Here is a 26,811-nt window from a genome sequence, read left to right as displayed (position 1 = left end):
CCCCCTATTAGTCAGGAGAAAATCATGAGTGAATACGGTATTGCACTAGGAATGATCGAAACACGTGGTCTAGTACCAGCCATCGAAGCGGCTGATGCGATGACCAAAGCAGCGGAAGTACGTTTAGTCTCTCGCGAGTTTGTTGGTGGTGGTTATGTAACCATTATGGTTCGTGGTGAGACAGGTGCGGTAAACGCAGCCGTTCGCGCTGGCGCAGACGCGTGTGAGCGTGTAGGTGACGGTCTAGTTGCAGCACACATCATTGCACGTCCACACAAAGAAGTTGAACCGGTACTTACCGCTCAATAATCCCCCCTATTTTAAGGAGCCTATTCATGAGTGAATATGGAATTGCACTAGGTATGATCGAGACGCGTGGTCTTGTTCCTGCAATCGAAGCAGCGGATGCTATGACGAAAGCGGCGGAAGTCCGTCTTGTTTCGCGTGAATTTGTTGGTGGTGGTTATGTCACCATTATGGTTCGTGGTGAAACCGGTGCGGTTAACGCAGCAGTACGTGCTGGCGCAGACGCGTGTGAGCGCGTTGGTGACGGTCTGGTTGCGGCGCACATCATTGCCCGTCCACATAACGAAGTGGAGCCTGTTCTAGTAATGGGCAACACCGGTTCAGCGAAACGTCTGTAAGGGTTAATTCTCACTGAGACCAGGAGGCACGAATGCGTTACCAACCGAATATGCAAGGCAATGTCCTGCCGGGCGCTGCCGCTTACCCTCGCTTTGAAAGTGCACAAACTCAAGCGCCGAATACGCAAATATTAGGTTACTTGGGTCGTGCATTGAGCTTGGAGTTTTCAGCAGGTCAGCATTATCTGGCTCAGGCTTCCTTATCGAAGTTCCGCAACGAAATGCAGTTTGCAGAAGGTTTTGTGACCTTGGCAAACGAAGAATTTCAACACGCCAATCTGATTACGGACCGAATGGTAAGCCAAGGTGCTTTACCGGCGGGAAGTATTCTCAGTCCAGCGAATTCAGCGAACAACATTATTGAAGCGCTGCGCACGTGTGAAGCGCGAGAACTGGCGTTGATTCAACTTTACGGTGAAGCAACACAGTACAGTCAAAATGTGGGTGCTGCGGATGATTTTGCGTTGTTCTCTCGTCTTTTAGAAGAAGAACAGACGCAATTGGTTCGAGTACAAGGTTGGCTAGAAGAGTACTACCAAAACATGGCCGCGAATCCGGTACCACAATGGAACTTTGTATGAGTCCAAAGTGGAAGCAACGAGATAAAGCGGGGACCTTAGAAGCGCGATACGAGTTCGCGAGTTTCGATGTCCTGCGTGAATTTTTGGATGAAGTTGCGGAGGTTGCAGAAACCGTCGGGCATCACCCAAATCTCAGCTTCGGACGAGAACATGTCTCGGTAATTATTTACGCTCACGAGCAATCGGGTTTGAGTGACATCGATTTTGCGTTAGCGCAGGGTATTGATGGCGCTCTGCTTAAAGTGACTCAGGAGACAGCGGAATGAGTGAACAGAATCGTGGTGAAATTCCAGCAAATGTGATGGCAGATGCCAGCCCAGCAGAGAGTGCTGCGCCGGTGGAGTCAGTTTCAACTGCGGCGAAAAAGCCAGTGGTTAAGAAAGCACCAGCCAAAGCGGCAGCGAAACCTGCGGTGAAAGCGGATGCGCAAGAGACACACATTGCGGACAAGATTAAGGCGTTCCCAAGACGTCGAGTCTGGCCGGATTAAGTTTTATCGCTTGCGATAGAGCAATAAAGAGGGATATGCCATGGCATATCCTTTTTTTTTAGGTTTTTGAGCGGTTAAGTTGTGAGTAATGTGTGTCTCATTTAGAAATTGAACTGCTTTTATAGGGTAATTGTAAATTTTTGTGCATTTATCTATTGATAGTTTCTATAGGTTGGAGTTGTTTTATCAATTTCCAATTTACTATCGAACTCACTAGGATGTTAAAGGTTTAACTAGGCCAAAAGTTTGGTTACTCAGGAATAATCTTGATTGCTAATCGCAAATAAACCGATTATCCTCTTAAAGTTTGCTTTTGGAGACTACAAAGCCTGTTTTTATCTCTTTCAACGGGTCTTTGCTGTTTTACTTAGTAAGTAACTTGGTCGTACTAAGAGCAGAACGACAAAAATTGTGTGCCGCCGGTGTTTGATGGCGGTTACTTATTTGCTCTCAGGTTGAGCCAATTCCTGAAGCGGCATGACAGTAAGAAGCAGTTAATAGCAGGTCCAATGGATTTGTTTATCAATTGTCATTATGAAGGTGTAGAAAACGATGGCACAAGAAAACATGAATACTGAGACAACTCAGAACACACAAATTAACAATCCTGGTTCGGCGGCTTTCCGTCCTGAATATGCGGTGCGCGATGTTCAAGCGGGTGTAATCACCGCAACCATGGCAATTCCTTTATCGATTGGTATTGCTCTGATGTCTGACTATCCGATTCAGGTAGGTCTGGCAACAGTGGCTTTTGCTTCTTTTATCGGTTTCCTTTTTGCTTGGTTCCGTCCAGGTAACTTTATCGGTGCGCCGGGTATTGCTGCTGGCCTTGCGCCAATCCTTGCAATGGGCGTTGCGACTTTCGGCATCCAGAACATGGCGTTCATTATCTTTTTGACCGCAACCTTTCAAGCTTTGATTTGGAAGTTTAATTGGCAGCGCTATCTGCTGATGGCGGTTCCCGGTTATTTGGTCGAGGGTTTACTGGCCGGCATCGGTTTGAAGATTGCGTTGAAATTCATGCCTTTTCTTTGGATGCTGCCCGTCGGCGTTGCAGCAGGCGAAGAGTTTTGGAGCGATGCACGCGTGCAAGTGATTGCACTTTCGGTTATTGGTGCAATCTTATTCTTTATGCTGTTTAAGAAGTATAAAGACACCAAACCAGCGATTCCTTATTTTGCACTGATTGTGTATGGCATTATTGCAGCAATGTTTGTCGATGTGAAAATGCTTAAAGTAGAAGACGTTGAGTTTACTTTGGCGCTGCCGATTCCGAGTTTTGATTCCGCTTGGATGTGGGTCTACGCTTTCTTCTTTGCTTTAATGCTTGCTGTGGTGGATGTTATCGAGCAAGTAATGTCGAACGCGGCTATCGAGAAAATCGATCCATTAAAGCGTCCATGTAATTCTAACAACTCGTTGTTATCGATTTGGGTATCGAACATGGGCTCGTCATTTTTTGGCGGTATGACGAACCTTGATGGTTTAGCGAAGTCGTCCACCAACCGTTTAGCCGGTGCTTATACCAAGTTATCGGTATTGATCATCGGGTTATTGATCACTTTTTTTGTTTTCAATAGTCAATACCTTGATCATCTGCCGTACTTTGCCTTAGCAATTATCATGACGTTTGTTGGCATAAAAATGGTAATGGGGGTTTTGCACACGGCGAAGCATGGTCCTTATGCCATGTTGCTAGCAACTTTGTGTGGTCTGTTGGTATTCAAGGTTGGGATTTTTGAAGGCTTGATTATTACCTTAGTTGTACACGCATTGATTTACTATGTGATTTTCTCGAAGATTGAGTGTCAGCCGACCGGTACGATTGTGCGTCAATACTTCAGTAAGTTTAAAGACGACGAAAAAGAGATTAATTAATCTGTTTAGCGAAAGTGGTAACTGAAGTCTGTTGGACGCATGCTCCAATAGGCTTTGGTTAAGGCTTTAAAATTTTTCGACGCAACTTGAGTTGTCGTCGTTTTGTCGTTTATGGACGACCAAGAAATAACGGAAATAAATTAGAATTTATGGAATCCATCGTAATCGCAACCGGTAATCCGCATAAGGTAAATGAGCTTCTTCCTTTGCTACAGCCGTTAGCGCGTAATTTTCATCTGCAGACGGATTTCTTTTGTGATGAAGCCGTTGAAGATGGTGACACTTATCTAGAGAATGCCCTAAAAAAAGCACGTTATGCCAGTGCTAAAACAGGTTTGCCTGCCATTGCCGATGATTCCGGTTTATCGGTTGATGCGTTACAGGGTGAGCCGGGGATTTATTCGGCACGCTACGCGGATAAATTCGGTACGAGCAAACCAAGCGAATCCCAAAACCGTCAGCATTTATTGGCCGCTTTACAGGGTTTACCTTATGCGCAGCGGAAGGCACATTATTATTGTGCAGTGGTATTAGTGCGTCATCCTAAGGACCCTGCTCCAATTGTTGGAATGGGGCGTTGGAATGGTGAAATTTTAATGGAAGAGCGCACCCCTTATGGGATTGGTTATGATTCATTTTTTTGGGACCGTGATCGCTTCCGTGTTGCTGCGGATATTCCATTAGAGGTTAAAAATGAAATTAGTGCACGTGCCCAAGCAGCACGTTCAGTCGTGGCCCAATGGTTGCAAGATAAGGCGCTACGCGGATGATTGAGTTACGTACCTGGGTCTTTATCGACTCTTTACAGCCCCAACTTGCGGCTTATATGGGGACGGCCTCAATGGGTTTCCTTCCTGTTCCGGGTGACAGTTGTTTGTGGGTTGAAGTGGCGCCGGGTATGGCGGTTCATCGCCTGTCGGATATCGCGCTCAAAGCCTCTAACGTCCATCTTGGTCAACAGATTGTTGAACGATCTTACGGTTCGATTTTTGTGCATCACCGCGTACAGAGTGATGTATTGGAATCGGGTGATCACATGCTGCGTTATATGAACACAGAACACAGTACACGCCACCCTTGTCGTTTGATGTGGCATGAAGTTATCCGTTCGATTACGCCGGATCATGCAACGTTGATTAACCGTGATAATCGAAAGGGGTCGATGATTCTTCCTGGGCAATGTATGTTGATCATGGAAACGGATCCGGCAGGGTATATTATCTATGCGGCGAACGAAGCGGAGAAAGCGGCAAATATCACCTTGATTGAAGCGCGTGCTGTGGGCGCTTACGGGCGTTTGATTATGGCAGGGAAAGAGGCCGATGTACAAGAGGCGGCGCGTGCTGCGTCAGCAGCCTTGACGCGCTTGAACGGGCCGAATGGTCCGGCTTGTACGGATGAAATGTAGATTGTATCTTGAATAAAGGGATGTTCGGGAAACAAGCATGAACCGTTTATCAAATAGTAATACCAACAGTCATTTTTTATTGCGCCATGCCTCTTTGCGTCAAATTCAGATTTTTGAGGCTGTTTCACGCCATCTTAGTTTTACGCGTGCCGCCAAAGAGTTGTTTTTAACGCAGCCGACAGTTTCCGCGCAGGTCAAAAGCTTTGCCGAGGCGATTGATATGCCTTTGTACGAGCAGGTTGGGCGTAATATTTATTTGACTGAAGTCGGCGAAAAAGTCGCCAGCAGTTGCCGTGAAATCATTAATCGGCTTTCTAACCTAGAAATTATGCTGGATGATTATAAGGGTTTGAAACGCGGTCGTTTACGGGTTGCCGTTGTCACTACTGCAAAATACTTTACGCCAAAAGCTTTGGGTGCATTTTGTAAAAAACACTCGGATATCGAACTCAGCTTAAAGGTTACTAATCGCGAAAATCTGTTTAAGCGAATAGAACAAAATTTAGATGATTTATATATCATTGGACAGGTCCCAAGCAACGCACATGATCTGGAGGTTGTTCCTTACATCCCCAATCCTTTGGTTATTATCGCGCACCCTGAACATGAATTAGTAGGCAAAAAAGTCTCTTTAAAGCGTTTGGCGGAAGAGCCTTTTATCATGCGCGAAGAAGGTTCTGGTATCCGTTCTGCCGTTGAATCTTTATTTGCTGCTCAGGGTTTGAAAATTAAAGAACGCTTAACCATGGAAACCAATGAGGCAATTAAGCATTGCGTCATTGGAGATTTAGGGGTTGCTTGTGTTTCATTGCATGCTTTGTATCGTGACGAGCGCTTGAACGGGCCGATTAGTGAACTGGATGTAGAGGGTTTTCCAATCCAGAAACAATGGAATATCGTTTATCCGAAAGGCAAGGAACTTTCTGTTTTAGCTCAAGAGTTTTTGGAGTTTTTGCAGTTATGTAGCGAAGATTACATTCAGACCGCCTAGATGTTTGCAGTATGTGCATAGCTAAACCCGTTTGATTACGGGTTTTTTTATTTTGGGCTGGCCAGTAATTGTTGTATTTTGGGTATGACGAGCAAGGTTGCTTGATAGCCTGCGTCAATGGCGGCACGTGATTCAGCAAAGCTTTTTGGGTCTTTCGGTTCGAAGTTTGGTTGGATAAGGACGTCGGCCAATTGCTGATCTGGTTTTGCAAGCGCACAACTTTGAAGTCGGTTGCTCGCCAGTAGCACTCCAAACGCGTTTTGCGCTTGGTAAGTTTGTTCACCACAATAAATATCTACACCGATAACCTTTTGCGCACCGAGTGCCTTCGCAAAACGGACAGGTAGGATATTTAATATCCCACCATCCAGCCAGATGCTATCCAAACCCATTAGTGGAATAAAGGTTCCGGGCACGGTAGTCGATGCTTGTACCGCTTTGCCAAGTTCTCCTTGATGAATGAGGAGAGGTTGGTGTCGGTTAAGTTGAGTTACGGTGATGCCGAGTGGTAGGGCTAAGTCTTCAATTTGATTGACGCCTGCGTGATGTTCAATCCATTTTGCTAGGTTTTTGTGTGCGAGTAAGCCCATACTTTGTGGTGCAAAGTCGATAATTTCGCCCGATTCTAAGCCGATGACAATTTTCTCGATTTGCGCATAGGGTAGCCCTGATGCATATAAGGTGGCTGCCACCGCACCAATCGAGCTGCCAGTGACTAAGTCGGCGCGAATATTTGCCTCATCCAGTGCTTTAATGACGCCCAAATGCACAAAACCTCGCACGCCTCCGCCGCCAAAGGCAATTGCTAAAGTTCTTGTTTGGGGATTGCTATGTTGTATGGTTTCTAAGGTTTGGACTTGTGGTTGATAGTACTCAGGCGTACTGCTACAGCCGTAAAGTAATAAGGCGCCTATAAAAAGAGCCGAAGTTTTAAAAACAGAATGGCTGGATAATAAGGTTTGCATTGCTTTTCTCGATATTTAAAACGGCTAAGAATAATCCGTTAAGATCGATGTGTTTGGATGCATTAAATGTATGAATGGTTTTTTATGGGCAATAAAAAACCCCGAGTTGAAAATCAACTCAGGGTTTTGAATATGGTGCGAGCGGAGAGACTCGAACTCTCACACCAAAGGCGCCAGAACCTAAATCTGGTGCGTCTACCAATTCCGCCACGCTCGCATAGTGGTGGCCACACCTGGAATCGAACCAGGGACACAGGGATTTTCAATCCCTTGCTCTACCAACTGAGCTATGTGGCCTCTACTAATGCGGCGTATTGTAGTGATGCGGCCTACAGCTGTCAAATCTTTTTTTGAAAAAGTTTGAAAAAAGTTTTCGTGCCCATGTATTCGAAAAAATTCAGAAAATGAACCAAGAATTATTTAGGGTACAACACATAATTTTGTGTCAGTCTTCTCGTCATTTTGAATATTGCAAAATATTATTAAGTCTACATTCAAAAAAATTACAGGGCTGATTCAATCACCAATTACTTCTAGTCATTATAAATTGAACAATGCCTTGAAGATGTGTATTGGTAGAGTGAAATTGGGTTGGGGGTTCACTGCACCTGATTTCTTGCGCACTCAGAAAGTTAAGTCCATAGGTTTCATGCACTAAAACAAGGCTAACACCTGATTCTTTCTTAGGGGTTGAAGCCACATAAACCTCCGCTTGTGTGGCTGAATTTGTGCTTACGGCCGCTGGTATTAAAATTCTGCCCATTCATCGCTTTTGCCTTGCGATTTAACCACCAACGCTTTAGGTCCTGTCGCCTTAGTCAGACTGGTTAAGGTTTTCTCTGTAGGTTTAGGCGTTATCGTTTGTACAGGTTTTGCGACAGGCTTTGAAGCTGTCTTTGATGCTGACAAAGTGACTGATTTATGAACGCTGTAAGCACCTATGCGGAAGAACGACATCTCTTTTTGTAATAAACGTGCTTGTTCGCTCAAACTTTCTGACGCCGCACTGGTTTCCTCTACCAAGGCCGCATTTTGTTGAGTAACGCCATCAATTTGGGTGATGGCTTGATGCACACCATCGGCTTGCTCGGCCGCAGCTTGGGCGATTTCGTCCATCATTTTGGTAACCGATTCAATCGAGGTGTTAATATCGTTTAACATTTGTCCAGCTTCAGTTGCCAAGCGCGAACCCTGCCCAACACGTTGAACGGTTTCGTCAATCAGCACTTTAATGTCTTTGGCCGCTTCGGCAGATTTTTGAGCTAAGTTACGCACTTCGCCAGCTACCACTGCAAATCCACGACCATGCTCCCCTGCTCTGGCGGCTTCTACCGCAGCGTTCAACGCCAAAAGGTTAGTTTGGAAAGCAATGCCGTCAATCAATGAAATGATGTCTGAAATTTTATGACTCGATTCTTCGATGGCTGTCATGGCTGTGATGGTTTGATTCATGACGCCAACCCCATCATGCGCCTTGTTCTGTACGGTTTTGGCAACCTGAGTGGCTTCTTTGGCATTGTCACGGCTGCTTTGCACTTGGCTGTTCATTTGGTTCATCGTGGCCGATGTTTGCTCTAAAGCAGCCGCCTGTTGTTGCACTGACTGGTTTAATTCCAATGAACCTTGTGATACTTCTTGTGCCGCTCCGCTGACCACTTGCGAGGCTTCAATGGCCACTTGAACCACTTCTCGTACTTTGGCTGAGGAATAGTTAATCGCATTTTTCAAATCATGTAACTGGCCTTTAAAAGTACCAGAAGGCAGTTCTTTGGTTAAGTCGCCTGCTGCCTGCGCAGACACCACTTCACTGAGGGCGTTGATCGCCTGCGCCATGTTTTTGAGGGAACCATTAACATTGGTTTTTAAATTTAACAAAGCACCACGCGCATCAACGGTGATTTCACCTTCAAAATCGCCTTGATTTATGTCTTGCATGGCGCCATTAATTTCAACTATAACTTGGTTAATGCTGTCTAAAGCATCTTCTACTTGCTTGCTAAATCCTCTAGGAACACGTTTATCCATTTTGATATCAAACTTGCCATTGTGTAAGGCTTCCATGACTTTGCTGAGCTCATCCATCATGAAAGATACGCTGTCTGCTGAAGCATTCACCCCATCTTTAAGCTCTTGTAAGTCTCCCTGATATTGTCCAACAATACGTTTTGGTAATCAGCTTTGGCAATGGCCTCTACTACGCTTTGCGTTTCGTCTATGCCTTTAGAAATGGTTGATAACAAGCCATTCAGTGCATCGGCAATTTCACCGGTTTCATCATCATCGCGCTTGGGCATGCGTAGGCTCAAATTTTGTGTCTGTGCCAAATCACCCATTTGTTTCACTAAAGCCTGCACATTGTTTTTAACGCGCCCAGACACCATCAGTCCAAACGCCAAGCCCAAAACCAAAGTGCCAAGTAAAGTCAGTGTCATCATGAGCCTTGATTGCTCATAAAGCTGTGTAGATGCCGCGCTGGCTGCAGCAGCATTATCTTGTTTAATTTCGGTTAAGGCAGTCATGGCATTATCAACTGAATCGGCTAATTGACGCCCTTTGACTAGGACCATTTTAATGGCTTCGCGCTCTTGTTGTTTAACCAAGTCTTGTGCCATTTCTTGTTTGGCAAGATCAATTAACTCTTGAGTAAAGGCTTTGTATTGCTCACCATTTTCTTTAAGTTCTTTAAACTTTTGCGTTGCAGCGGCGCTGTAAAAGAGTGGTTCGGCTTTACTTAGATGGTCATCAAACAGGTCTTGATATTTTTTTAATGCATCTAGGTATTGTGACTGTTCAAGACTGGCATCGGTTTGCGCCAATAAAAAATTACCCAAAGCTCTAGATTTATATAACAAAACTATATTGGCCTCTTTAATGTAACTCAGCCCCAACGATTCTTTTTGATACATTTCATCGGCCATATCGTTAATTTTAGAAGTATTGTTGATCCCTATATAGCCAACAATACCCATTAAAACTAACAACAAGCCCACTAGGCTTAACAACTTTGTACGAATGGATAAATGATAAAACTAATCCATTAATTTCTCCTTAGGGAAGACTTGAGCGGGTAGTTGAATGACTAACCTTGTAAGTAAATTTTACATTTAAGGTTTTTTTATCAAGATTGTCAAAAAAAACACCAAAACGAATTTGGGAAGTGGCGTTGCTTTTTGCATCGAAGAAATTGATTTTTTAGCATTTGAAAGATGTTAAAGGATAAATAGTAAAATTCGCTCCATTATTAATGCAGCGAGTTCTTTTAAAAAAACAAAACAGGTACGCTCGATCCAGTTATGCACCAAACGAAGAAAGGCAGTCAATATTACTTAGGAATGAAAGCACGCACCGGAGACCATGCTCGATTAGGTATGATGCATTCTTTTACTACGAGGGTTGCCAGTGGATAGGATCTCAATCAAGCGCATCGTCTGCAGCATGGTAACAAATCCACGGTTTTTGCTGATGCCTGTTATATCGATGCAGAAAAGCGATAAGAGCTGAAAAGCAAAAAAATCGATTGGTTTATTTCTCAACGTCCAAGCAAGACAAAAGCGCTGAAGAAACATCCGCGTAAGAAAAAAGTCGCGTTAAACATTGAGTACGGAATATCTAGTCTTCGAGCGATTGGTCAGGTCATTCGACGAAATGCGGGATAGGCACTTCTAAACTCACCTTAATAAACTATTTCTAGGTGGGATTCAGAGAGACTTAACAAGATAATGACTCGATTTAATCGGACTCAGGGCTTTCAGCTCAGGTGATTAAAGATAAATGACTTAATTTTGCGTCTGCTTAGGTGTTAAGCCTTTTGTTGTTTATTAAGTGCTTAAGAAGGGTTAATGGTTAAATCAAGTTTTTTATAAAAAGATATGCCTAGGGTAGTGTTATTCTGAACAGAATGCTACAATCACACTTCGTTTTTAAAATTAGATTCTAAGTTTTAGAAAAAATTTTAAAAAAAACAAAAAAACATGTTGACGCGAGCAAAGTTCATCTATACAATTCGCGGCCTACCAACGAGGAACGCACAGCGAACCAAGTTGAAGCTCTTTAAAAATTAGGTAATTCAGAGATAATTTATGTGGAAGCTCCCTTAGTGAGTAACCGCAAAAAAAATCTCGAAATTTATGACAATATGTACTTGGTAATGAATAATTTATTATTTATTTATCATGCTTACTTTGTCAATTCCGAGTGTTAAATATTCGTGAGAACGAATCGAAATACATCTAGCAAGATTAAACTGAAGAGTTTGATCCTGGCTCAGAATGAACGCTGGCGGCAGGCCTAACACATGCAAGTCGGACGGTAGCAGAAGAGAGCTTGCTCTCTTGCTGACGAGTGGCGGACGGGTGAGTAATGCTTAGGAATCTACCCTTTAGTTGGGGACAACGTATGGAAACGTACGCTAATACCGAATACGCTCTACGGAGTAAAGGTGGCCTCTACATGTAAGCTATCGCTAAAGGATGAGCCTAAGTGAGATTAGCTAGTTGGTAAGGTAAAGGCTTACCAAGGCGACGATCTCTAGCTGGTTTGAGAGGATGATCAGCCACACTGGGACTGAGACACGGCCCAGACTCCTACGGGAGGCAGCAGTGGGGAATATTGGACAATGGGCGAAAGCCTGATCCAGCCATGCCGCGTGTGTGAAGAAGGCCCGAGGGTTGTAAAGCACTTTCAGTTGGGAGGAAGATTGTGTCGCTAATATCGGCATGGTTTGACGTTACCTTCAGAAGAAGCACCGGCTAACTCTGTGCCAGCAGCCGCGGTAATACAGAGGGTGCAAGCGTTATTCGGAATTACTGGGCGTAAAGCGCGCGTAGGCGGATTGTTAAGTCAGATGTGAAAGCCCCGGGCTCAACCTGGGAACGGCATTTGATACTGGCAATCTTGAGTTTAGTAGAGGGAAGGGGAATTCCAGGTGTAGCTGTGAAATGCGTAGATATCTGGAGGAACATCAGTGGCGAAGGCGCCTTCCTGGACTAAAACTGACGCTGAGGTGCGAAAGCGTGGGTAGCAAACGGGATTAGATACCCCGGTAGTCCACGCCGTAAACGATGTCAACTAGCTGTTGGCCTTATTAAAAAGGTTAGTAGCGAAGCTAACGCGATAAGTTGACCGCCTGGGGAGTACGGTCGCAAGATTAAAACTCAAAGGAATTGACGGGGGCCCGCACAAGCGGTGGAGCATGTGGTTTAATTCGATGCAACGCGAAGAACCTTACCATCCCTTGACATGCCAAGAAGTTTCCAGAGATGGAGATGTGCCTTCGGGAACTTGGACACAGGTGCTGCATGGCTGTCGTCAGCTCGTGTCGTGAGATGTTGGGTTAAGTCCCGCAACGAGCGCAACCCTTATCATTAGTTGCTACCATTTAGTTGAGAACTCTAATGAGACTGCCGGTGATAAACCGGAGGAAGGCGGGGACGACGTCAAGTCATCATGGCCCTTATGGGATGGGCTACACACGTGCTACAATGGGGGGTACAAAGAGCAGCTAGCTGGCAACAGTGTGCGAATCTCAAAAAACCTCTCGTAGTCCGGATTGGAGTCTGCAACTCGACTCCATGAAGTCGGAATCGCTAGTAATCGCGAATCAGAATGTCGCGGTGAATACGTTCCCGGGCCTTGTACACACCGCCCGTCACACCATGGGAGTGGATTGCAAAAGAAGTAGGTAGCTTAACCTTTTGGAGGGCGCTTACCACTTTGTGGTTCATGACTGGGGTGAAGTCGTAACAAGGTAGCCGTAGGGGAACCTGCGGCTGGATCACCTCCTTTAAGATAAAAAGGTTACGAGTTAAGGCGAGCTTTCACATAAATTCTTTCTGAATTACCAAAATTAGGGGCTATAGCTCAGCTGGGAGAGCGCCTGCCTTGCACGCAGGAGGTCTGCGGTTCGATCCCGCATAGCTCCACCAATTTACCTGAGTTGGTTAAGACGGACTCAGCGATTGGGTCTGTAGCTCAGTTGGTTAGAGCGCACCCCTGATAAGGGTGAGGTCGGTGGTTCAAATCCACCCAGACCCACCAATTCCACAGTAAGCCTGTTAATAAAGTTTTAGCGTAAAAGCTAAGAAATTATTAACAGTTTTATTTTGAAGTTGAGAAGAGAATGTTATAATTCCGCTTCTCAGTTGCTCAAAACTGAAGTTCTTTAAAAATTTGGAATAATGTTTGTTATGACAGCCGAATGTCATAATAACGAGATTGAATGATCTCCAATCATTCAATCAATTGCTGGATTGTTAATCGCAAGTTAACAATCGAAAGTAATAGGTAACGCAATACTTAATTGAGAATACTCAAGTGTATTTGTGTCAGCGATGAATCTTAGTCATTGTCAACTTATTAGGCTTTAATTGAAAGACTTTTGGATGGTGCATTATTTTAGCAAGTAATGGATCAGATGAAGAAAGCCCCTGCGACACAAAAGGTTAAGGTTATTTTTGAGTTGTATAGTTAAGTGACTAAGCGTACACGGTGGATGCCTAGGCGGTAGAAGGCGATGAAGGACGTGATAGCCTGCGAAAAGCAACGGTGAGGTGGCAAATACCCTATGACCCGTTGATCTCCGAATGGGAAAACCCATCCTTAATGGATATCCTGCTTGCAGGAAGCTAACCCGGGGAACTGAAACATCTAAGTACCCGGAGGAAAAGAAATCAACCGAGATTCCCTAAGTAGCGGCGAGCGAACGGGGACCAGCCCTTAAGCCATTATTAAGTTAGTAGAATCGTCTGGAAAGTCGAACGATACAGGGTGATAGTCCCGTATACGAAAACTTATTAGTGGTGAAATCGAGTAGGACGGGACACGAGAAATCCTGTTTGAAGACGGGGGGACCACCCTCCAAGGCTAAATACTCTCTACCGACCGATAGTGAACCAGTACCGTGAGGGAAAGGCGAAAAGAACCCCAGAAGGGGAGTGAAATAGAACCTGAAACCGTGTACGTACAAGCAGTGGGAGCCTCCTTGAGGGGTGACTGCGTACCTTTTGTATAATGGGTCAGCGACTTACGTTATGTAGCAAGGTTAACCGAATAGGGGAGCCGTAGGGAAACCGAGTCTTAACTGGGCGAATAGTTGCATGGCGTAGACCCGAAACCGGGCGATCTATCCATGGCCAGGTTGAAGGTGCCGTAACAGGTACTGGAGGACCGAACCCACGTATGTTGAAAAATGCGGGGATGAGCTGTGGATCGGAGTGAAAGGCTAATCAAGCTCGGAGATAGCTGGTTCTCCTCGAAAACTATTTAGGTAGTGCCTCATGTCTTACTGTTGGGGGTAGAGCACTGTTATGGTCTAGCGGTCCGTCAAGGATTAGCAGCCCATTGCAAACTCCGAATACCAACAAGTACAATCATGGGAGACAGACTGCGGGTGCTAACGTCCGTTGTCAAGAGGGAAACAACCCAGACCGCCAGCTAAGGTCCCTAAACACTGCTCAGTGGGAAAGGATGTGGGAAGGCTCAGACAGTCAGGAGGTTGGCTTAGAAGCAGCCACCCTTTAAAGAAAGCGTAATAGCTCACTGATCGAGTCGGCCTGCGCCGAAGATTTAACGGGGCTAAGCAGTGTACCGAAGCTGCGGATGCACATAGTGCATGGTAGAGGAGCGTTCTGTAAGCCTGCGAAGGGGCATTGTAAAGTGTCCTGGAGGTATCAGAAGTGCGAATGCTGACATAAGTAGCGATAAAGGGTGTGAAAAGCACCCTCGCCGAAAGACCAAGGTTTCCTACGCAACGTTAATCGACGTAGGGTTAGTCGGCCCCTAAGGCGAGGCAGAAATGCGTAGTCGATGGGAAGTAGGTTAATATTCCTACACTTTTTGTAACTGCGATGGAGGGACGGAGAAGGCTATGCCAGCCTGGCGATGGTTGTCCAGGTTCAAGGTTGTAGGCATGTATCTTAGGCAAATCCGGGATACTTTATGCTGAGAACTGATAACGAGCTCTATTTTGAGCGAAGTGGTTGATGCCATGCTTCCAAGAAAATCTTCTAAGCTTCAGGTTACAAAAAACCGTACCCCAAACCAACACAGGTGGTCAGGATGAGAATTCCAAGGCGCTTGAGAGAACTCGGGTGAAGGAACTAGGCAAAATAACACCGTAACTTCGGGAGAAGGTGTGCCCCTGCGGGTGACGAGACTTGCTCTCTGAGCTAGTGGGGGTTGCAGAGACCAGGTGGCTGCAACTGTTTACTAAAAACATAGCACTGTGCAAAATCGAAAGATGACGTATACGGTGTGACGCCTGCCCGGTGCCGGAAGGTTAATTGATGGGGTTAGCGCAAGCGAAGCTCTTGATCGAAGCCCCGGTAAACGGCGGCCGTAACTATAACGGTCCTAAGGTAGCGAAATTCCTTGTCGGGTAAGTTCCGACCTGCACGAATGGCGTAATGATGGCCACACTGTCTCCACCCGAGACTCAGCGAAATTGAACTCGCAGTTAAGATGCTGCGTACCCGCGGCTAGACGGAAAGACCCCGTGAACCTTTACTACAGCTTTGCACTGGACTTTGACCTTACTTGTGTAGGATAGGTGGGAGGCTATGAAACGATGACGCCAGTTGTCGTGGAGCCGTCCTTGAAATACCACCCTGGTAATGTTGAGGTTCTAACCTCGGGCAGTGAATCCTGCTCAGGGACAGTGTATGGTGGGTAGTTTGACTGGGGCGGTCTCCTCCTAAAGTGTAACGGAGGAGCGCGAAGTTACCCTCAGCACGGTCGGACATCGTGCAATGAGCGCAAGAGTATAAGGGTGATTGACTGCGAGACTGACACGTCGAGCAGGTACGAAAGTAGGTTCTAGTGATCCGGTGGTTCTGTGTGGAAGGGCCATCGCTCAACGGATAAAAGGTACTCCGGGGATAACAGGCTGATACCGCCCAAGAGTTCATATCGACGGCGGTGTTTGGCACCTCGATGTCGGCTCATCACATCCTGGGGCTGAAGTCGGTCCCAAGGGTATGGCTGTTCGCCATTTAAAGTGGTACGCGAGCTGGGTTTAGAACGTCGTGAGACAGTTCGGTCCCTATCTGCCGTGGGCGTTGGAGAATTGAGATGGGCTGCTCCTAGTACGAGAGGACCGGAGTGGACGAACCGCTGGTGTTCCAGTTGTCATGCCAATGGCATTGCTGGGTAGCTATGTTCGGAAAGGATAACCGCTGAAAGCATCTAAGCGGGAAACCTGCATCAAGATGAGTTCTCCCTAGACTTTAAGTCTTCTGAAGGGCCGTTGGAGACTACGACGTTGATAGGCAAGGTGTGGAAGTGCAGTAATGTATGAAGCTAACTTGTACTAATTACCCGTGAGGCTTAACTATACAACTCAAAAGTAACTTTTGTCGTGCGAACGAGAGAGTGAAGATGAGGGCTAAGATTTAGAGATGGCATAAATACCTTGAGTGTTTAAGGTTAAGTAAGTTACCCCTATTAAAAACAGCAATTGCAAAACATTATTTCAAACCTATTTGCCGTGTTGGCGAGCGTGAAACAAAGCGACCCAGCACAGCACACCGAATTGCTTGGTGACAATAGCGAGATGGACCCACCTGATCCCATACCGAACTCAGAAGTGAAACGTTTCAGCGCCGATGGTAGTGTGGGAGTTCCCATGTGAGAGTAGGTCATCGCCAAGCTTATATCCTAAAAACCGCTGACTCCTTACCGAGCAGCGGTTTTTTTTTGCCTAAAAATTGTTTGTTTTACGGTCAAAATTTAGAATGCCAACTGGGATTGTCAATTACGCAGCAAGTGACACACTGTGTAACTGTCCGATGAATACCTCTTACCTAACGGTCGTACAAGCCTTAAAAGATTTTTACTGAATCAGCCGGTGTTACACGCCGATGAAACCCCTGTACCCATGCTTAAGGCGGTGAAAAAGAAGATCCATAAAGTCTATCTGTGGACTTACACCAATACGTCAAATGTGGAACACAACGCCGTGTATTACTACTTCAGTTAAGAGTGAATCGGCATGTTTTCACGAAGAGTCCTGCAAGATTGGAAATGCGCAATGGTGTCTGATGAGTACCTGGGATAGAAACCCAGTTTTAAACAATACGTAACCGAAGTGAGTTGTGTATGCGTGTCGTAAGTTCATTGAGCTACGTGAAGGTAGCAAAAGCACGATTGTCATACAAGCTGCCTCGAAATGATGAGGCAACTCTACGAGATTGAAAAAGACGTTCAATCCTTGTCGCCAGAAGAATAACAGATAATCCGGCAACAGAAATCTAAACCGATGATGGATCTGCTCTTCAAATGGCAGTCTGCCCAGTGGTCAACGTGGTGCAAATATGATGAATTTGATTCAATCAGCTAAAAACAATGGTCTGGATTCTTACGTCTGTCTCAAAGATGTGCTCAAACGCTTGCCATCTCAGAACGCCAGTCCAATCGACCAACTACTAGCGAACAATTGGCAGCCCATCAATCGTTAATCACTGCATGTTTGCAAAAAGCGTTTATTTAGAAGAATAGCTTGTTGAAGCGATTGTTGGCGGGTATTTAATGTTTTAAAAAATAGATGACCGCTTGCTTTGGACTGAAAGTTTGGCTTTATGCTTTAGAGGCCGTTCAATATTAATATTGTATTGAATGCATAATGGTCAGTTTCATGTTTTTTTAAATTTACGGGCACCGCATTTTGTTAATTTAATCTAAAAGTGAGTGCAGCCGTTCTTTAAATAATTGATTGTTTGGTGGGGTGTAATGCGCCAGTTTTGAACTGGATTTTTCAAAGCCTGAGAAGACGATAAGACAGGCGTTATTGACTGAAAATGTTTGCAGATAAAATTCGAACAATAGTTCGATATTTTTAATTGTCCTTATTTTATATGAGAGAGTAATGAACTTCTCGTCTTTGCATTGTTGCGCTTGAGCGCACTGTTGGCGTAATTTTTGGTAGTCGCCATCCGCGACGATGGTATCGCACCAAGAATGGCCGATTAAAATGCTTCCCTGTTTACCATATCCAAGGGTGTTTTGAGGGTCATGGTAATTCAAGATATTACCGTGTGAGTTTAAAATAATTCTTAATGGCTCAGTATCAAGCATTTTTGTCTTCTAGTTAGGCGTTTTTAAATCAAAATAAGATTTACTTCGAATAGTCTAACAGTAATCAAAAATCAAATTTAGGTTGATTGAGATAGAATTGTATTAATAGTGATTGATATGACAATATTTTGGTAAGTAATTGATGGTGTAATATCCATTATTTAGTTGGTAATTTCACGGAGTAAGAGATTGAATAAGCAAGCATATAAACAGAGATTAGAGGCTTTGTTACTGGATCTTTATCGTAAAAAAGCTGAGCAAAAGGCGACAACAGAGCGGTTCCAAATCGAAGGGTTTATGGAGGCTGGTTTGCTTAGCGAAGTGGTTTCAAATGCAGATTTGCAGGAGTTGATCGATAACACCCATTTTAAAGTGTTTGGAATCTCGTATAACGCGCGAAATTTAAGCGACCGGGAGTGGATTGATATCCCGGCCTATATACGTGAAAAAGTGATTAAGCCAATTTAATCGTTATGATTGCCGACTAAGCTGATGTGTGCTTGATTGTTTTCTAGTGCATCGACAATAACGGTTTGTCCGTTAACCACAGTGAGAGAGTCTATGTTCGATATTGCCCAGGTCGTTCCTTGGTAATTAACGCGGTAATCACCATCAGCGGTCACGATAATTTGCCCATTGCGCCCAGTGGTTAAGGTTTCTAACTGCAATGGTTTGCTGCTGTAAATTCGTTGACGCAGCGTTTTGGAGAGTAAGGCGGTTAACGCTAATCCTACAACAAAAGTGCTAATTAGTTGTATTTCGCCTGATGGATAATCGATAAGCCATTCAGAAATGCCGATTAATACAAACGCCAAGCCAAACAGAAACAGTACAAAAGTAGTGGTAATTATTTCCAGCGCCATTAGCAAGACACCAATCGCAATCATGCTCCAAAACGGAATAATGGGAATATAAGTTTCCATTTTTACTCCTTAAATGCATTATTAGCGGCTGGTTTATCTAAATTCAATACACTCATTAAAGCGCTTAAAGAGCCGACCATCTCAGCGGTTTCAATTGGCACCACTACCTTATTTGCAGAATCGCTGGCAGCGATGCCGGAAAAGGCCAGAATACGCTCTTTGGCCAGTAAAAACTCAGCGGCACTATGATTCTCTTGCATCGCTTGATTAATCATTTGCATCGCTTTCTGGTCACCCAGCGCTAATTGTTCTTTTTCAAAGCGTTTCGCTTCTGCCGTTCTTTCTAGTGCTTCAGCTTCTAAAAAAGCCTTTTGACGTTCACCTTCAGCTACACGAATGGTGGCATTTTTCTGGCCAGCGGCTTCAGTTTCGACGGCGCGGCGTTTACGCTCTGCTTCTAACATTAGCTCCATTGAGTCTTGTACTTTTTGTGGCACGACGATATCGGCGACCTCAACTCGGCTTACCTTTGCCCCCCAAGTACCGGAAGCTTCATCTAACGCTTTAAGCAAAGCGGAATTTAATTCACTACGCGAGCTGAGTGTTTCATCGAGTTCTAAACGACCAATCTCGGAGCGTAGTGTGGTTTGTGCTAGCTGGCTGACAGATTGTTTAAGGTCGAGAATTTCATAGGTTGCTTTTTGTGCATCATAAATGCGCATAAAAACCACCGCATCGATTCCAATAGAGACGTTATCTTTGGTAATCACCTTTTGCTCAGGAATATCGATAATTTGTTCTTGAGTGTTGTACTTTGAGCGTCGTTGATCGACCACAGGAATGACAAAATTAATCCCGCCATGTAGGGTTTTATGATAACGGCCGAGGCGTTCAATGACCCATTGTTCGGCTTGCGGCACAATTTTGACTGACAGGACTAAGAACACGGTAATCAGCAAAATTAGGGCAAAAGTAAAGCTTAAAAAATCCATAGTAATTATTCTCCTGAGTGAGCAAAGTAATACGAATCATGATGTCAATATACACCGTTACCAAGCGCTTTGTTACACAATAGCCATTTTCAAAGTGTCGTCAGTTCATGCTCTAAATCGGTAAGCATTGTGAAGCAAGTATAGAAAGCATCAGTGCTTTCAAGCAAATGAAAAGGCTATCGTATGATGCCTGGCTAATGCAAATGGGTGCTTATTCAGGGGGGTTAAGTGCGAACGCCCTTTAATAAGTAATGTTACTCAATATTTTATTTGCGTATTTGTGCCCATGGTATACTATATTTACTCACTCATTTATCTTCCGCCATTTAGCCCGAAAACGGTACGTTACAAGGTGGTTTTGATAAAAATGGCATCAGAGAGGTTGAAGTTATGCGTCAAAATTTACCTGTTAGTAATGAAGAATATCTAATCCCAGAGGGGATTTCCTTAGTTTCCCAAACCGATTTACATGGCACCATCACCGATTGTAACGATGCGTTTCAAATTGCTAGTGGTTTCGAGCGTGAAGAGTTAATCGGACAGCCGCACAATTTAATTCGCCATCCAGACGTTCCTTCGGTGGTGTTTGAAGATATGTGGCTTACTTTAAAAAAAGGTTATCCTTGGTCGCAGCTGGTAAAAAATCGTCGTGCTGATGGAGGCTATTACTGGGTAAAAGCCAATGTCACTCCTTTATTTAAGGAGGGGAAGGTTTACGGTTATATGTCAGTGCGCAACACAATCAACGCGGAAGATAAAGCCGCAGGAACACTTATTTATGATGAGTTACGTCAAGGGCGTGGCACTTTAAAATATGGTAATTTCCGCCATGGTTTTGACTGGGATAAGGTAAATCCGATGTCCTCTTTACAGCCCGTAACGCAAGTTATGTTGCTAATGTCGATGTTTTATTTATTGCCCACACAGGTATTTGCGTGGGCCAACGATATTAACCATACCACGCCAATGGCTTATGCATTGATGGGTTTAATTCCCACCTTGATGTTTATTTGGTGGTATATGCGTCGCAATGAATTTGGGCGCGTTTTAATGCACCGAATTGCTAACCACGAAGAAGTTGATTTTGGCGAGTTTAACCCGGAATCATTATCTGGAAAATTGCTGGGAGCAATGCGTTCGGTTTCAGTCGCAACGCGAGCCAAAAGCGAACAAGCCTTAAACGAGCTTGATCAGCACAAACAGCTTAAGGTAGCGATTGATCAAATCAGCACCAATATTATGATTGCGAATCGCAAGCTAGAAATCACCTATATGAATCAGCATATGCAGAAGTTTATGAAGCAGCGCGAGAAACAGTTGAAGACCGTGTTACCGCATTTTAATGCCGATAAATTATTGGGTGTGAATATTGATGTGTTTCATAAAAAACCGGAGCATAACCGCCAGATGATTGGCAGTTTCAAAAAGCCCACCTATACAGAAATTGAGGTTGCCGGCTTGGCGCTCGGATTGCAGATTATTCCGGTATTCAACCGGAATGGCGATCAAGTAAGTACCGTGGTCGAATGGCAAGATAAAACGGCAGAAAAACAGCTTATCGAAAATGTCGGCTCGGTAGTTCAATCAGCCAAGGAAGGTTTGTTGGATAAACGTATTGAGGTTGATAATTTAGAAGGGGTTGCCAAAGTACTAGGTGAAAAAGTCAACGAGCTTTTGGTCTCGGTCGATGCGCCGGTCAGTGATGCCATTCATGTTGCTACTGCTTTGTCGCAAGGCAATTTAACTAATAAAATTGACGCGTGTTATTCAGGGCGTTTTGCTTTGCTAAAAGAGAGTCTAAACGTCGCGGCAGAAAATTTAAATTCGATGATGTTGCAAACCAAAGATGCTGCACAAGGGGTAAGCCTTGGATCGAGTCATATCTCCTCGGGCAGTCGTGATTTAAATGAACGTACTCAGCAACAAGCCGCATCATTGGAAGAGACTGCGGCGAGCATGGAGCAAATGACTTCTGGTGTTCAGCAGAGCGCGGATAATGCCCGTGAAGCGTCTAAATTAGCCAAAAGCAGCGTGACGATGGCGATGCGAGGTGCCGATGTTATGCAGGATGGCATTACCTCTATGGAAGAAATTCGCCAGTCTAGTCAAAAAATTCAGAATATTATCGAACTGATTGATTCGATTGCTTTTCAAACCAATCTATTGGCTTTGAATGCAGCCGTCGAAGCGGCGCGCGCTGGCGAGCATGGCCGTGGTTTTGCTGTGGTGGCGGGGGAAGTGCGTAATCTTGCACAAAAGTCTGCGTCGGCAGCCAATGATATTCGTGGTTTAATTGATGATACGGTAGGCAAAATTTCTATTGGTACCGCCAAAATTGAAAGCGCCGGTGAATCCATGAAGCGGATGATTGATGCGATTCACGAGGTGAGTAATTTTGTTGAACAGATAGCCGATTCAAGCAGTGAACAGAGTGAAGGGATTCGCCAAGTTAACTACGCAATCGCCTCGATGGACAGTAATGTCCAGCAGAATGCTGCAATGGTTGAAGAGACTTCGGCGACTGCCGAGGAGTTAGAGAGAACAGCGGAATTGCTCAGTCAGAATGTGGCAAATTTCAAACTGGATACGCGTCAGCATTATGTTAGTACTACGCTGGATATTGGCTTTGATTTTGAAGGGGCTAAGCGCGCCCACCGTTCGCATCGCGTTTTGGTACGTAGTTTAATCAGTGATGCCAGCACAACGCAGTTTGATAAAAAAATGACTGACCCGAACGTCTGTGAACTTGGTATTTGGTTAAATAGCGTGACGCAGCAATATGCCCACAATAGAGTGTTTAAGGCGCTCAGTGAAGCGCATAGCGAATACCATGCATACATTGGTAAGATTTTTGCAAATAAAGAAATTGGCGATCATGATGCTGCTAATCATATGGCGGATAAGATTGAAGGCATGGTGAATAATGTGATCGATTTAATCGGCAAATTGGAGGCAGAAATGACGCATCTTCTTTCGGCCGACAATTGTCTGCAGAATGACCTTCCGGCCATACGTAGAGTGAGTTAAGGCTAGGGAGCACAGATCAGTCTCGATTGATTTCAGCGAGGTCTTGCAAGGTTATTGTTAGAGATGTTTAAGAGAACCCGAACTGTGTTTCGGGTTTTTGCTTTTTGCTTTTTAGTTCTTAAATTCTGCCATCAAAAAGTCAATAAAGGCGCGGCTTTTCGCCGGAATATAATCGCGATTCGGATAAGTAATCCAAATTTTTCCTTCGCTTTGCGGATAGGCGGCTCGATAGTCCGGCAAGATTTCCAATAATTGGCCTGTTGCAAGCTCTTGTTGCACTAGCCAAAACGGCAGTAAGGCCACGCCTTGGCCAGCCAAACAGAGTTGTTTTGTTGATTGCTCATGGGTCGTCAAAAGTGTCTGGTTGACCCAGACATCGACAAATGCATTCGCTAGGTCGCTTTTTTTAAGACTGAAACGCCACTGCTTGGCTGAGGGATGGGGGATTAACCCCAAGCAGGGAACCCTTTGCAAATCATCTGGATTTTTCAAACTATGTTGACGTAAAAATGCCGGGCTTGCGCAGGCGATAAAAGGCACTTGCAGCAGTGGTTTTGCGACCCAATTAATCTCGTTAACTTGACCGATACGGACGCCAACATCAATCTTTTCTTGCTGTAAATCCAAGCATTCATCGGTAATTAATAATTCCAACCGCAGCTCTGGATGTAAGGCATGAAAAGCAGGAATCAGTGGAATCAGGCGGCTTTCGGCAAAACCAATCGGTACGGTAACGCGTAACTTACCCTGTAAGGTCTGTTTAATGTCCTGTGCCTGTTGATGGGCTTGCGTGAGGCTTTGCAAAATTGGCACAACTTGTTGGTAATACACCTCGCCAGCTTCGGTTAAGGAGAGTTTTCTGGTGCTACGTTGCAGCAGTTTTAAACCCAATTGATGTTCTAATTGTTGCACGCTGCGAGATACTGACGTGGCGCTTAATTGGCGCTTTTCTGCCACGGCGGCAAAACTGCCGAGTTGTACCGTCTCGATAAACATTTCCAAGTGTTCAATTTGCATGTGCTTCCTTGATACGATTACTGCGGAATTTGCAGTTTAATTATGCATTAAAGCGGCTTTATTGCTAGGTAATCGCAAGATAAACTGCAAACACACATAATTAATGTCTACATGACTTAGGAGAAAGCCATGAATCCATCCACTGCAACCTTACACCGCGTTTTACGTATCGATGCGAGTTTACAAACCTCCGAGAATTCCAGCTCACGTCAGTTAGCCGAGTATTTATTGGCGCAATTGGCTCCGCAACACATTGAACAGATTGATTTAGCTCAGATTAACCCACAGCCGATTGATGGCGAGTTTTTAGCAGCGATGATGACCGATACCCCTCACTCTAACAGTCATCTGGCACTGGCCAATCGCTGGATTGAACAAGTACAGCAAGCGGATGCATTGGTGATTAGTGTGCCGATGTATAATTTTGGAATGCCGGCGCAGTTAAAAACTTTTTTTGACTATATTTTGCGTGCGGGAGTCACTTTTCGTTATACCGAAAACGGGCCGCAAGGTTTGCTTAGAGATAAACCTGTTTATCTAATATTGGCTTCCGGCGGGGATTATCGTCAAGGCGAAGCAGCTAAGTTAAATTATTTAGATGGGCACTTAAAAACCCTGTTGAATTTTATTGGTCTGACCGATTTGCACTTTATCCATGCCGCAGGTTTGGCAATGGGTGAGCCAGAGCAAATAATGATACAAGCGCAGCACTCTATCGATGCCTTAGTGGCCTAATTGGTTTGTGCGGCAAAGGAGTCCAAAATGCATAGAGAAATTGAATTTATTCGCCAAGCGCAGCCAGCGATGGACGGCGATGGCGTTGCATTAAAGCGCAATGCCTTATTTAATGGAGAGCTTGATCCATTCTTAATGTTGGACGAACTCAAAGCCAGTCCTGATGATGACGTTGGCGCCTTTCCCGTTCACCCGCATCGCGGTATACAAACCTTTAGCTATATGATTCACGGTGGCATGGCGCATCGCGATTCGATGGGCAACGCTTCGCAAGTCAGTGCAGGTGGTTTACAGTGGATGCATACCGCTCGTGGTATTGAGCACGCCGAAAAACCGTTTATTGATGCGCATGGACTGTGGGGCTTTCAATTTTGGTTGAATGTGCCGCACGCCGAAAAGTTTGCTGAACCAAGTTATCAAGATGTCGCAGCGGCAGAACTGGTTTGGCAAGAGGTTGATGGGGTGGCAATCAAAGTCTTGGCTGGCGCATTAAATGTGAATCAGCAACTCTTGAAGTCCTCATTTAATCGTTTGAGTCATGCTGCAACGGTTGCCGATTTGGTCTGGCAGCAGGAAGCGTGCTTAAACATTCAAGCAGTCGAAAAATCCTTAGCGTTGTTTGTGTTGACGGGTCATGTTCAGATAAACCAAAGAGCGAGCGCAAAAGCCGGGCAATTGGTTAAATTTGCCCAAGGTGAAGAGGTGTTGCTGCAAGGTAGGGCAGAATCCAGAATCTTGTTGTTTAAAGGTGAGCCGATTGGCGAGCCGATAGTGCATCGTGGCCCGTTCGTGATGACGACTGACGCAGAGATGCGCCAGACGCTGCAAGATTATCGCGAAGGTCGATTGATTTATTAACGCTATAATGACCAACAAGGTAATTGTAGAGCGACAAGCATGACATCATCCCGTCCCATCCAATTTTCCGATAGTGCTTTGCAAATGCAGGTACTGTCGGCGATTTCTGAAATCTCCGCCGAACTCTGGAATGGCCTGCACGCGTCTGATAATCCATTTATTCAGCATCAATTTTTAGCGGCATTAGAGCGCCACGGTTGTGTCAGTGAACGTTTCGGATGGGTGCCAAAACATCTGCTTTTCTGGCAAAACGAGGAATTGTATGGCGCAGTGATACTCTATGAAAAGCACAATAACTACGGTGAATTTGTGTTTGATCATGCCTGGCAACAGGCTTGGCAAAGCGTAGGTCTCCCTTATTATCCTAAATTGGTCAGTGCCGTGCCTTACACCCCTGCGCGAGGGCCGCGTATTATATTGGCACCGTCCATTAGAACCGATCTGCAACGCAGCCAAGCGGTGACCAAGCAGATTGTGCAAGCGTTGCAAAATTTCGCTGCTGAGCACGATTACAGTGGCGCGCATATTTTGTTCAGTGAGGAGCAGAGCTCTTTGGCACGGCAAAACGAAGTGATTTGTCGGCATGATGTGCAGTTCCAATGGTTTAACCAAAACTATGTCGACTTTGCCGATTTTTTAGCGTATTTGAAACCGAAAAAACGCAAAAACATTCGTCAAGAGCGACGCCAAGTGCTTGAGCAAGGAATTACATTTCGAGTCTTGTCCGGTGATCAAGCCAGCGAACAGGATTGGCGCGATTTTGATTATTTTTATCAAAAAACCTTTATTGAAAAGTGGTCTACACCGACACTTAATTTCGCTTTCTTTGCCGAAGTGGCGCTTACCATGCCGCAGCATGTTGTTTTGGTGCTCGCCCAGCGTGCTGGTCAGACTGTTGCCGGTGCCTTAATGTTCCGTTCTAATAGCGTGCTGTATGGCCGTCATTGGGGGTGTGTTGAGGAGGTTAAGCATCTGCATTTTGAAACCTGTTTTTATCAGGGTATTGATTATGCCATTGCCCACGGCTTAACGCGTTTTGAGCCGGGGGCGGGTGGGGAACATAAGATATCGCGTGGTTTTATTCCTGTTCCGATGCAATCTGCACACTGGTTGACGGTGAATCCGTTTGTGCAGGGGATTAGCGCATTTGTGGAAGAAGAACGGCAGATGTTACAAGGCTATATGCAAGAGATTTGGCAAGCGAGCCCTTATCTTAATAATGTGCCTTTGCAGGCGCGCGGCCGCGAGTTTGACCCCTTTGATTGAATCACCTCTCTCAAAATCTTCATTATTGT

22 protein-coding genes, 4 tRNA genes, 3 rRNA genes and 1 pseudogene are annotated in these 26,811 nt (G+C 45.0%); 21 read left to right on the top strand and 9 right to left on the bottom strand.

Annotation, left to right across the window (positions count from 1 at the left end):
• The first annotated feature begins 21 nt into the window (after positions 1–21).
• The 9 genes from csoS1 (HRR27_RS12440) (at position 22) to HRR27_RS12400 (ending at position 5,992) form a co-directional block, all read left to right on the top strand.
• Complete coding sequence (gene csoS1 / locus HRR27_RS12440) at positions 22–309, top strand: alpha-carboxysome major shell protein CsoS1 (RefSeq protein WP_279585868.1); 288 nt, start codon at positions 22–24, stop codon at positions 307–309.
• Positions 310–335: 26 nt separating this feature from the next.
• A complete protein-coding gene (gene csoS1 / locus HRR27_RS12435) occupies positions 336–644 on the top strand; it encodes an alpha-carboxysome major shell protein CsoS1 (RefSeq protein ID WP_173274139.1) in 309 nt (102 codons plus the stop codon).
• A gap of 32 nt (positions 645–676) precedes the next feature.
• Positions 677–1,225, top strand: coding sequence for a ferritin-like domain-containing protein (locus HRR27_RS12430; protein WP_173269835.1), 549 nt, complete (start codon positions 677–679; stop codon positions 1,223–1,225).
• Positions 1,222–1,491 (top strand): 4a-hydroxytetrahydrobiopterin dehydratase, encoded by a 270-nt coding sequence (locus HRR27_RS12425; protein ID WP_173269838.1) that lies wholly within the window; start codon positions 1,222–1,224, stop codon positions 1,489–1,491. The genes HRR27_RS12430 and HRR27_RS12425 overlap by 4 nt, the downstream gene beginning before the upstream one ends.
• Positions 1,488–1,715, top strand: coding sequence for a hypothetical protein (locus tag HRR27_RS12420; protein WP_173269841.1), 228 nt, complete (start codon positions 1,488–1,490; stop codon positions 1,713–1,715). Before HRR27_RS12425 ends, HRR27_RS12420 begins: the two co-directional genes overlap by 4 nt.
• 552 nt (positions 1,716–2,267) lie before the next feature.
• Entirely contained in the window at positions 2,268–3,593 is a 1,326-nt protein-coding gene (locus HRR27_RS12415) for a SulP family inorganic anion transporter (RefSeq protein WP_243830848.1), read from the top strand.
• A 149-nt stretch (positions 3,594–3,742) separates the two neighbouring features.
• Complete coding sequence (gene rdgB, locus HRR27_RS12410) at positions 3,743–4,363, top strand: RdgB/HAM1 family non-canonical purine NTP pyrophosphatase (protein WP_173274138.1); 621 nt, start codon at positions 3,743–3,745, stop codon at positions 4,361–4,363.
• Positions 4,360–5,001 (top strand): BMC domain-containing protein, encoded by a 642-nt coding sequence (locus tag HRR27_RS12405; RefSeq protein WP_173274137.1) that lies wholly within the window; start codon positions 4,360–4,362, stop codon positions 4,999–5,001. The genes rdgB and HRR27_RS12405 overlap by 4 nt, the downstream gene beginning before the upstream one ends.
• Before the next feature lie 37 nt (positions 5,002–5,038).
• Positions 5,039–5,992, top strand: a complete 954-nt coding sequence (locus tag HRR27_RS12400; RefSeq protein ID WP_173274136.1) for a LysR family transcriptional regulator — start codon at positions 5,039–5,041, stop codon at positions 5,990–5,992.
• A gap of 47 nt (positions 5,993–6,039) precedes the next feature.
• On the opposite strand, the gene HRR27_RS12395 is transcribed toward HRR27_RS12400, so the two are convergent.
• The 5 genes from HRR27_RS12395 to HRR27_RS12375 all read right to left on the bottom strand — a co-directional run bounded on the left by HRR27_RS12395 (position 6,040) and on the right by HRR27_RS12375 (position 9,971).
• Complete coding sequence (locus tag HRR27_RS12395; RefSeq protein ID WP_173274135.1) at positions 6,040–6,957, bottom strand: patatin-like phospholipase family protein; 918 nt, start codon at positions 6,955–6,957, stop codon at positions 6,040–6,042.
• A 133-nt stretch (positions 6,958–7,090) separates the two neighbouring features.
• Positions 7,091–7,174, bottom strand: a tRNA-Leu gene (locus HRR27_RS12390).
• A 4-nt stretch (positions 7,175–7,178) separates the two neighbouring features.
• Positions 7,179–7,254, bottom strand: a tRNA-Phe gene (locus tag HRR27_RS12385).
• A gap of 450 nt (positions 7,255–7,704) precedes the next feature.
• Entirely contained in the window at positions 7,705–9,042 is a 1,338-nt protein-coding gene (locus tag HRR27_RS12380; RefSeq protein ID WP_173274134.1) for a methyl-accepting chemotaxis protein, read from the bottom strand.
• A gap of 26 nt (positions 9,043–9,068) precedes the next feature.
• A complete protein-coding gene (locus HRR27_RS12375; protein ID WP_279585867.1) occupies positions 9,069–9,971 on the bottom strand; it encodes an MCP four helix bundle domain-containing protein in 903 nt (300 codons plus the stop codon).
• A 1,226-nt stretch (positions 9,972–11,197) separates the two neighbouring features.
• On the opposite strand from HRR27_RS12375, the gene HRR27_RS12370 reads away from it, so the two are divergent.
• The 7 genes and pseudogenes from HRR27_RS12370 to HRR27_RS12340 form a co-directional block, all read left to right on the top strand.
• Positions 11,198–12,741: ribosomal RNA gene (locus HRR27_RS12370) — 16S ribosomal RNA — on the top strand.
• 64 nt (positions 12,742–12,805) lie between these two features.
• Positions 12,806–12,881 (top strand) — tRNA-Ala (locus tag HRR27_RS12365).
• 35 nt (positions 12,882–12,916) lie between these two features.
• Positions 12,917–12,993 (top strand) — tRNA-Ile (locus HRR27_RS12360).
• 427 nt (positions 12,994–13,420) lie between these two features.
• Positions 13,421–16,286, top strand: a 23S ribosomal RNA gene (locus tag HRR27_RS12355).
• A gap of 200 nt (positions 16,287–16,486) precedes the next feature.
• Positions 16,487–16,601: ribosomal RNA gene (rrf, locus tag HRR27_RS12350) — 5S ribosomal RNA — on the top strand.
• Together the 16S, 23S and 5S rRNA genes with 2 tRNA genes alongside form the textbook arrangement of a ribosomal RNA operon.
• A 131-nt stretch (positions 16,602–16,732) precedes the next feature.
• A complete protein-coding gene (locus HRR27_RS12980; protein ID WP_425086064.1) occupies positions 16,733–16,930 on the top strand; it encodes an IS66 family transposase in 198 nt (65 codons plus the stop codon).
• A gap of 301 nt (positions 16,931–17,231) precedes the next feature.
• Positions 17,232–17,408: pseudogene (locus HRR27_RS12340) on the top strand (transposase domain-containing protein); the annotation flags it as partial.
• A gap of 214 nt (positions 17,409–17,622) precedes the next feature.
• Here the strand turns inward: HRR27_RS12340 and HRR27_RS12335 are convergent.
• Complete coding sequence (locus HRR27_RS12335; RefSeq protein WP_173274130.1) at positions 17,623–18,024, bottom strand: hypothetical protein; 402 nt, start codon at positions 18,022–18,024, stop codon at positions 17,623–17,625.
• A gap of 189 nt (positions 18,025–18,213) precedes the next feature.
• On the opposite strand from HRR27_RS12335, the gene HRR27_RS12330 reads away from it, so the two are divergent.
• Positions 18,214–18,492 (top strand): hypothetical protein, encoded by a 279-nt coding sequence (locus HRR27_RS12330; protein WP_173274129.1) that lies wholly within the window; start codon positions 18,214–18,216, stop codon positions 18,490–18,492.
• On the opposite strand, the gene HRR27_RS12325 is transcribed toward HRR27_RS12330, so the two are convergent.
• Positions 18,489–18,947: an NfeD family protein gene (locus HRR27_RS12325; protein ID WP_173274128.1), complete on the bottom strand. Its 459-nt coding sequence runs from the start codon at positions 18,945–18,947 to the stop codon at positions 18,489–18,491. The genes HRR27_RS12330 and HRR27_RS12325 overlap by 4 nt on opposite strands.
• Before the next feature lie 2 nt (positions 18,948–18,949).
• On the bottom strand, positions 18,950–19,879 hold the full coding sequence (locus tag HRR27_RS12320; RefSeq protein WP_173274127.1) for an SPFH domain-containing protein: 930 nt from the start codon (positions 19,877–19,879) through the stop codon (positions 18,950–18,952).
• A gap of 390 nt (positions 19,880–20,269) precedes the next feature.
• Here HRR27_RS12320 and HRR27_RS12315 point away from each other — a divergent pair, with 390 nt between their 5' ends.
• Complete coding sequence (locus HRR27_RS12315; RefSeq protein WP_173274126.1) at positions 20,270–22,906, top strand: methyl-accepting chemotaxis protein; 2,637 nt, start codon at positions 20,270–20,272, stop codon at positions 22,904–22,906.
• 111 nt (positions 22,907–23,017) lie between these two features.
• Here the strand turns inward: HRR27_RS12315 and HRR27_RS12310 are convergent, their stop codons facing one another.
• Positions 23,018–23,923, bottom strand: a complete 906-nt coding sequence (locus HRR27_RS12310) for a LysR family transcriptional regulator (protein ID WP_173274125.1) — start codon at positions 23,921–23,923, stop codon at positions 23,018–23,020.
• Between the two features lie 129 nt (positions 23,924–24,052).
• Here HRR27_RS12310 and HRR27_RS12305 point away from each other — a divergent pair, with 129 nt between their 5' ends.
• From HRR27_RS12305 to HRR27_RS12295, 3 genes are read left to right on the top strand one after another with little or no spacing between them, the layout of a single operon-like run.
• Complete coding sequence (locus HRR27_RS12305; protein WP_173274124.1) at positions 24,053–24,658, top strand: FMN-dependent NADH-azoreductase; 606 nt, start codon at positions 24,053–24,055, stop codon at positions 24,656–24,658.
• A gap of 27 nt (positions 24,659–24,685) precedes the next feature.
• Positions 24,686–25,516 (top strand): pirin family protein, encoded by an 831-nt coding sequence (locus tag HRR27_RS12300; protein ID WP_173274123.1) that lies wholly within the window; start codon positions 24,686–24,688, stop codon positions 25,514–25,516.
• A 39-nt stretch (positions 25,517–25,555) separates the two neighbouring features.
• Positions 25,556–26,782: a GNAT family N-acetyltransferase gene (locus HRR27_RS12295; RefSeq protein ID WP_173274122.1), complete on the top strand. Its 1,227-nt coding sequence runs from the start codon at positions 25,556–25,558 to the stop codon at positions 26,780–26,782.
• The last annotated feature ends 29 nt before the right edge of the window (positions 26,783–26,811 follow it).

The sequence above is a fragment of the Thiosulfatimonas sediminis genome (genome assembly GCF_011398355.1).
In the GTDB taxonomy this organism is placed as follows: Bacteria; Pseudomonadota; Gammaproteobacteria; order Thiomicrospirales; family Thiomicrospiraceae; genus Thiomicrorhabdus; species Thiomicrorhabdus sediminis_A.
The sequence above is the reverse complement of the archived record's forward strand: the minus strand, read 5'-3'. Positions and strand labels throughout refer to the sequence as shown.

Excerpts from the sequence above, each read along its gene's own strand:
- csoS1 (WP_173274139.1), top strand. The coding sequence starts at position 336 with ATGAGTGAATATGGAATTGCACTAGGTATGATCGAGACGCGTGGTCTT.
- HRR27_RS12430 (WP_173269835.1), top strand. The coding sequence starts at position 677 with ATGCGTTACCAACCGAATATGCAAGGCAATGTCCTGCCGGGCGCTGCC.
- HRR27_RS12305 (WP_173274124.1), top strand. The coding sequence starts at position 24,053 with ATGAATCCATCCACTGCAACCTTACACCGCGTTTTACGTATCGATGCG.
- HRR27_RS12380 (WP_173274134.1), bottom strand. The coding sequence starts at position 9,042 with ATGATGGATGAGCTCAGCAAAGTCATGGAAGCCTTACACAATGGCAAG.
- HRR27_RS12395 (WP_173274135.1), bottom strand. The coding sequence starts at position 6,957 with ATGCAAACCTTATTATCCAGCCATTCTGTTTTTAAAACTTCGGCTCTT.
- HRR27_RS12325 (WP_173274128.1), bottom strand. The coding sequence starts at position 18,947 with ATGGAAACTTATATTCCCATTATTCCGTTTTGGAGCATGATTGCGATT.
- rdgB (WP_173274138.1), top strand. The coding sequence starts at position 3,743 with ATGGAATCCATCGTAATCGCAACCGGTAATCCGCATAAGGTAAATGAG.
- HRR27_RS12400 (WP_173274136.1), top strand. The coding sequence starts at position 5,039 with ATGAACCGTTTATCAAATAGTAATACCAACAGTCATTTTTTATTGCGC.
- HRR27_RS12425 (WP_173269838.1), top strand. The coding sequence starts at position 1,222 with ATGAGTCCAAAGTGGAAGCAACGAGATAAAGCGGGGACCTTAGAAGCG.
- HRR27_RS12335 (WP_173274130.1), bottom strand. The coding sequence starts at position 18,024 with ATGCTTGATACTGAGCCATTAAGAATTATTTTAAACTCACACGGTAAT.
- HRR27_RS12300 (WP_173274123.1), top strand. The coding sequence starts at position 24,686 with ATGCATAGAGAAATTGAATTTATTCGCCAAGCGCAGCCAGCGATGGAC.
- HRR27_RS12315 (WP_173274126.1), top strand. The coding sequence starts at position 20,270 with ATGCGTCAAAATTTACCTGTTAGTAATGAAGAATATCTAATCCCAGAG.
- HRR27_RS12295 (WP_173274122.1), top strand. The coding sequence starts at position 25,556 with ATGACATCATCCCGTCCCATCCAATTTTCCGATAGTGCTTTGCAAATG.
- HRR27_RS12415 (WP_243830848.1), top strand. The coding sequence starts at position 2,268 with ATGGCACAAGAAAACATGAATACTGAGACAACTCAGAACACACAAATT.
- HRR27_RS12310 (WP_173274125.1), bottom strand. The coding sequence starts at position 23,923 with ATGCAAATTGAACACTTGGAAATGTTTATCGAGACGGTACAACTCGGC.
- HRR27_RS12420 (WP_173269841.1), top strand. The coding sequence starts at position 1,488 with ATGAGTGAACAGAATCGTGGTGAAATTCCAGCAAATGTGATGGCAGAT.
- HRR27_RS12320 (WP_173274127.1), bottom strand. The coding sequence starts at position 19,879 with ATGGATTTTTTAAGCTTTACTTTTGCCCTAATTTTGCTGATTACCGTG.
- HRR27_RS12405 (WP_173274137.1), top strand. The coding sequence starts at position 4,360 with ATGATTGAGTTACGTACCTGGGTCTTTATCGACTCTTTACAGCCCCAA.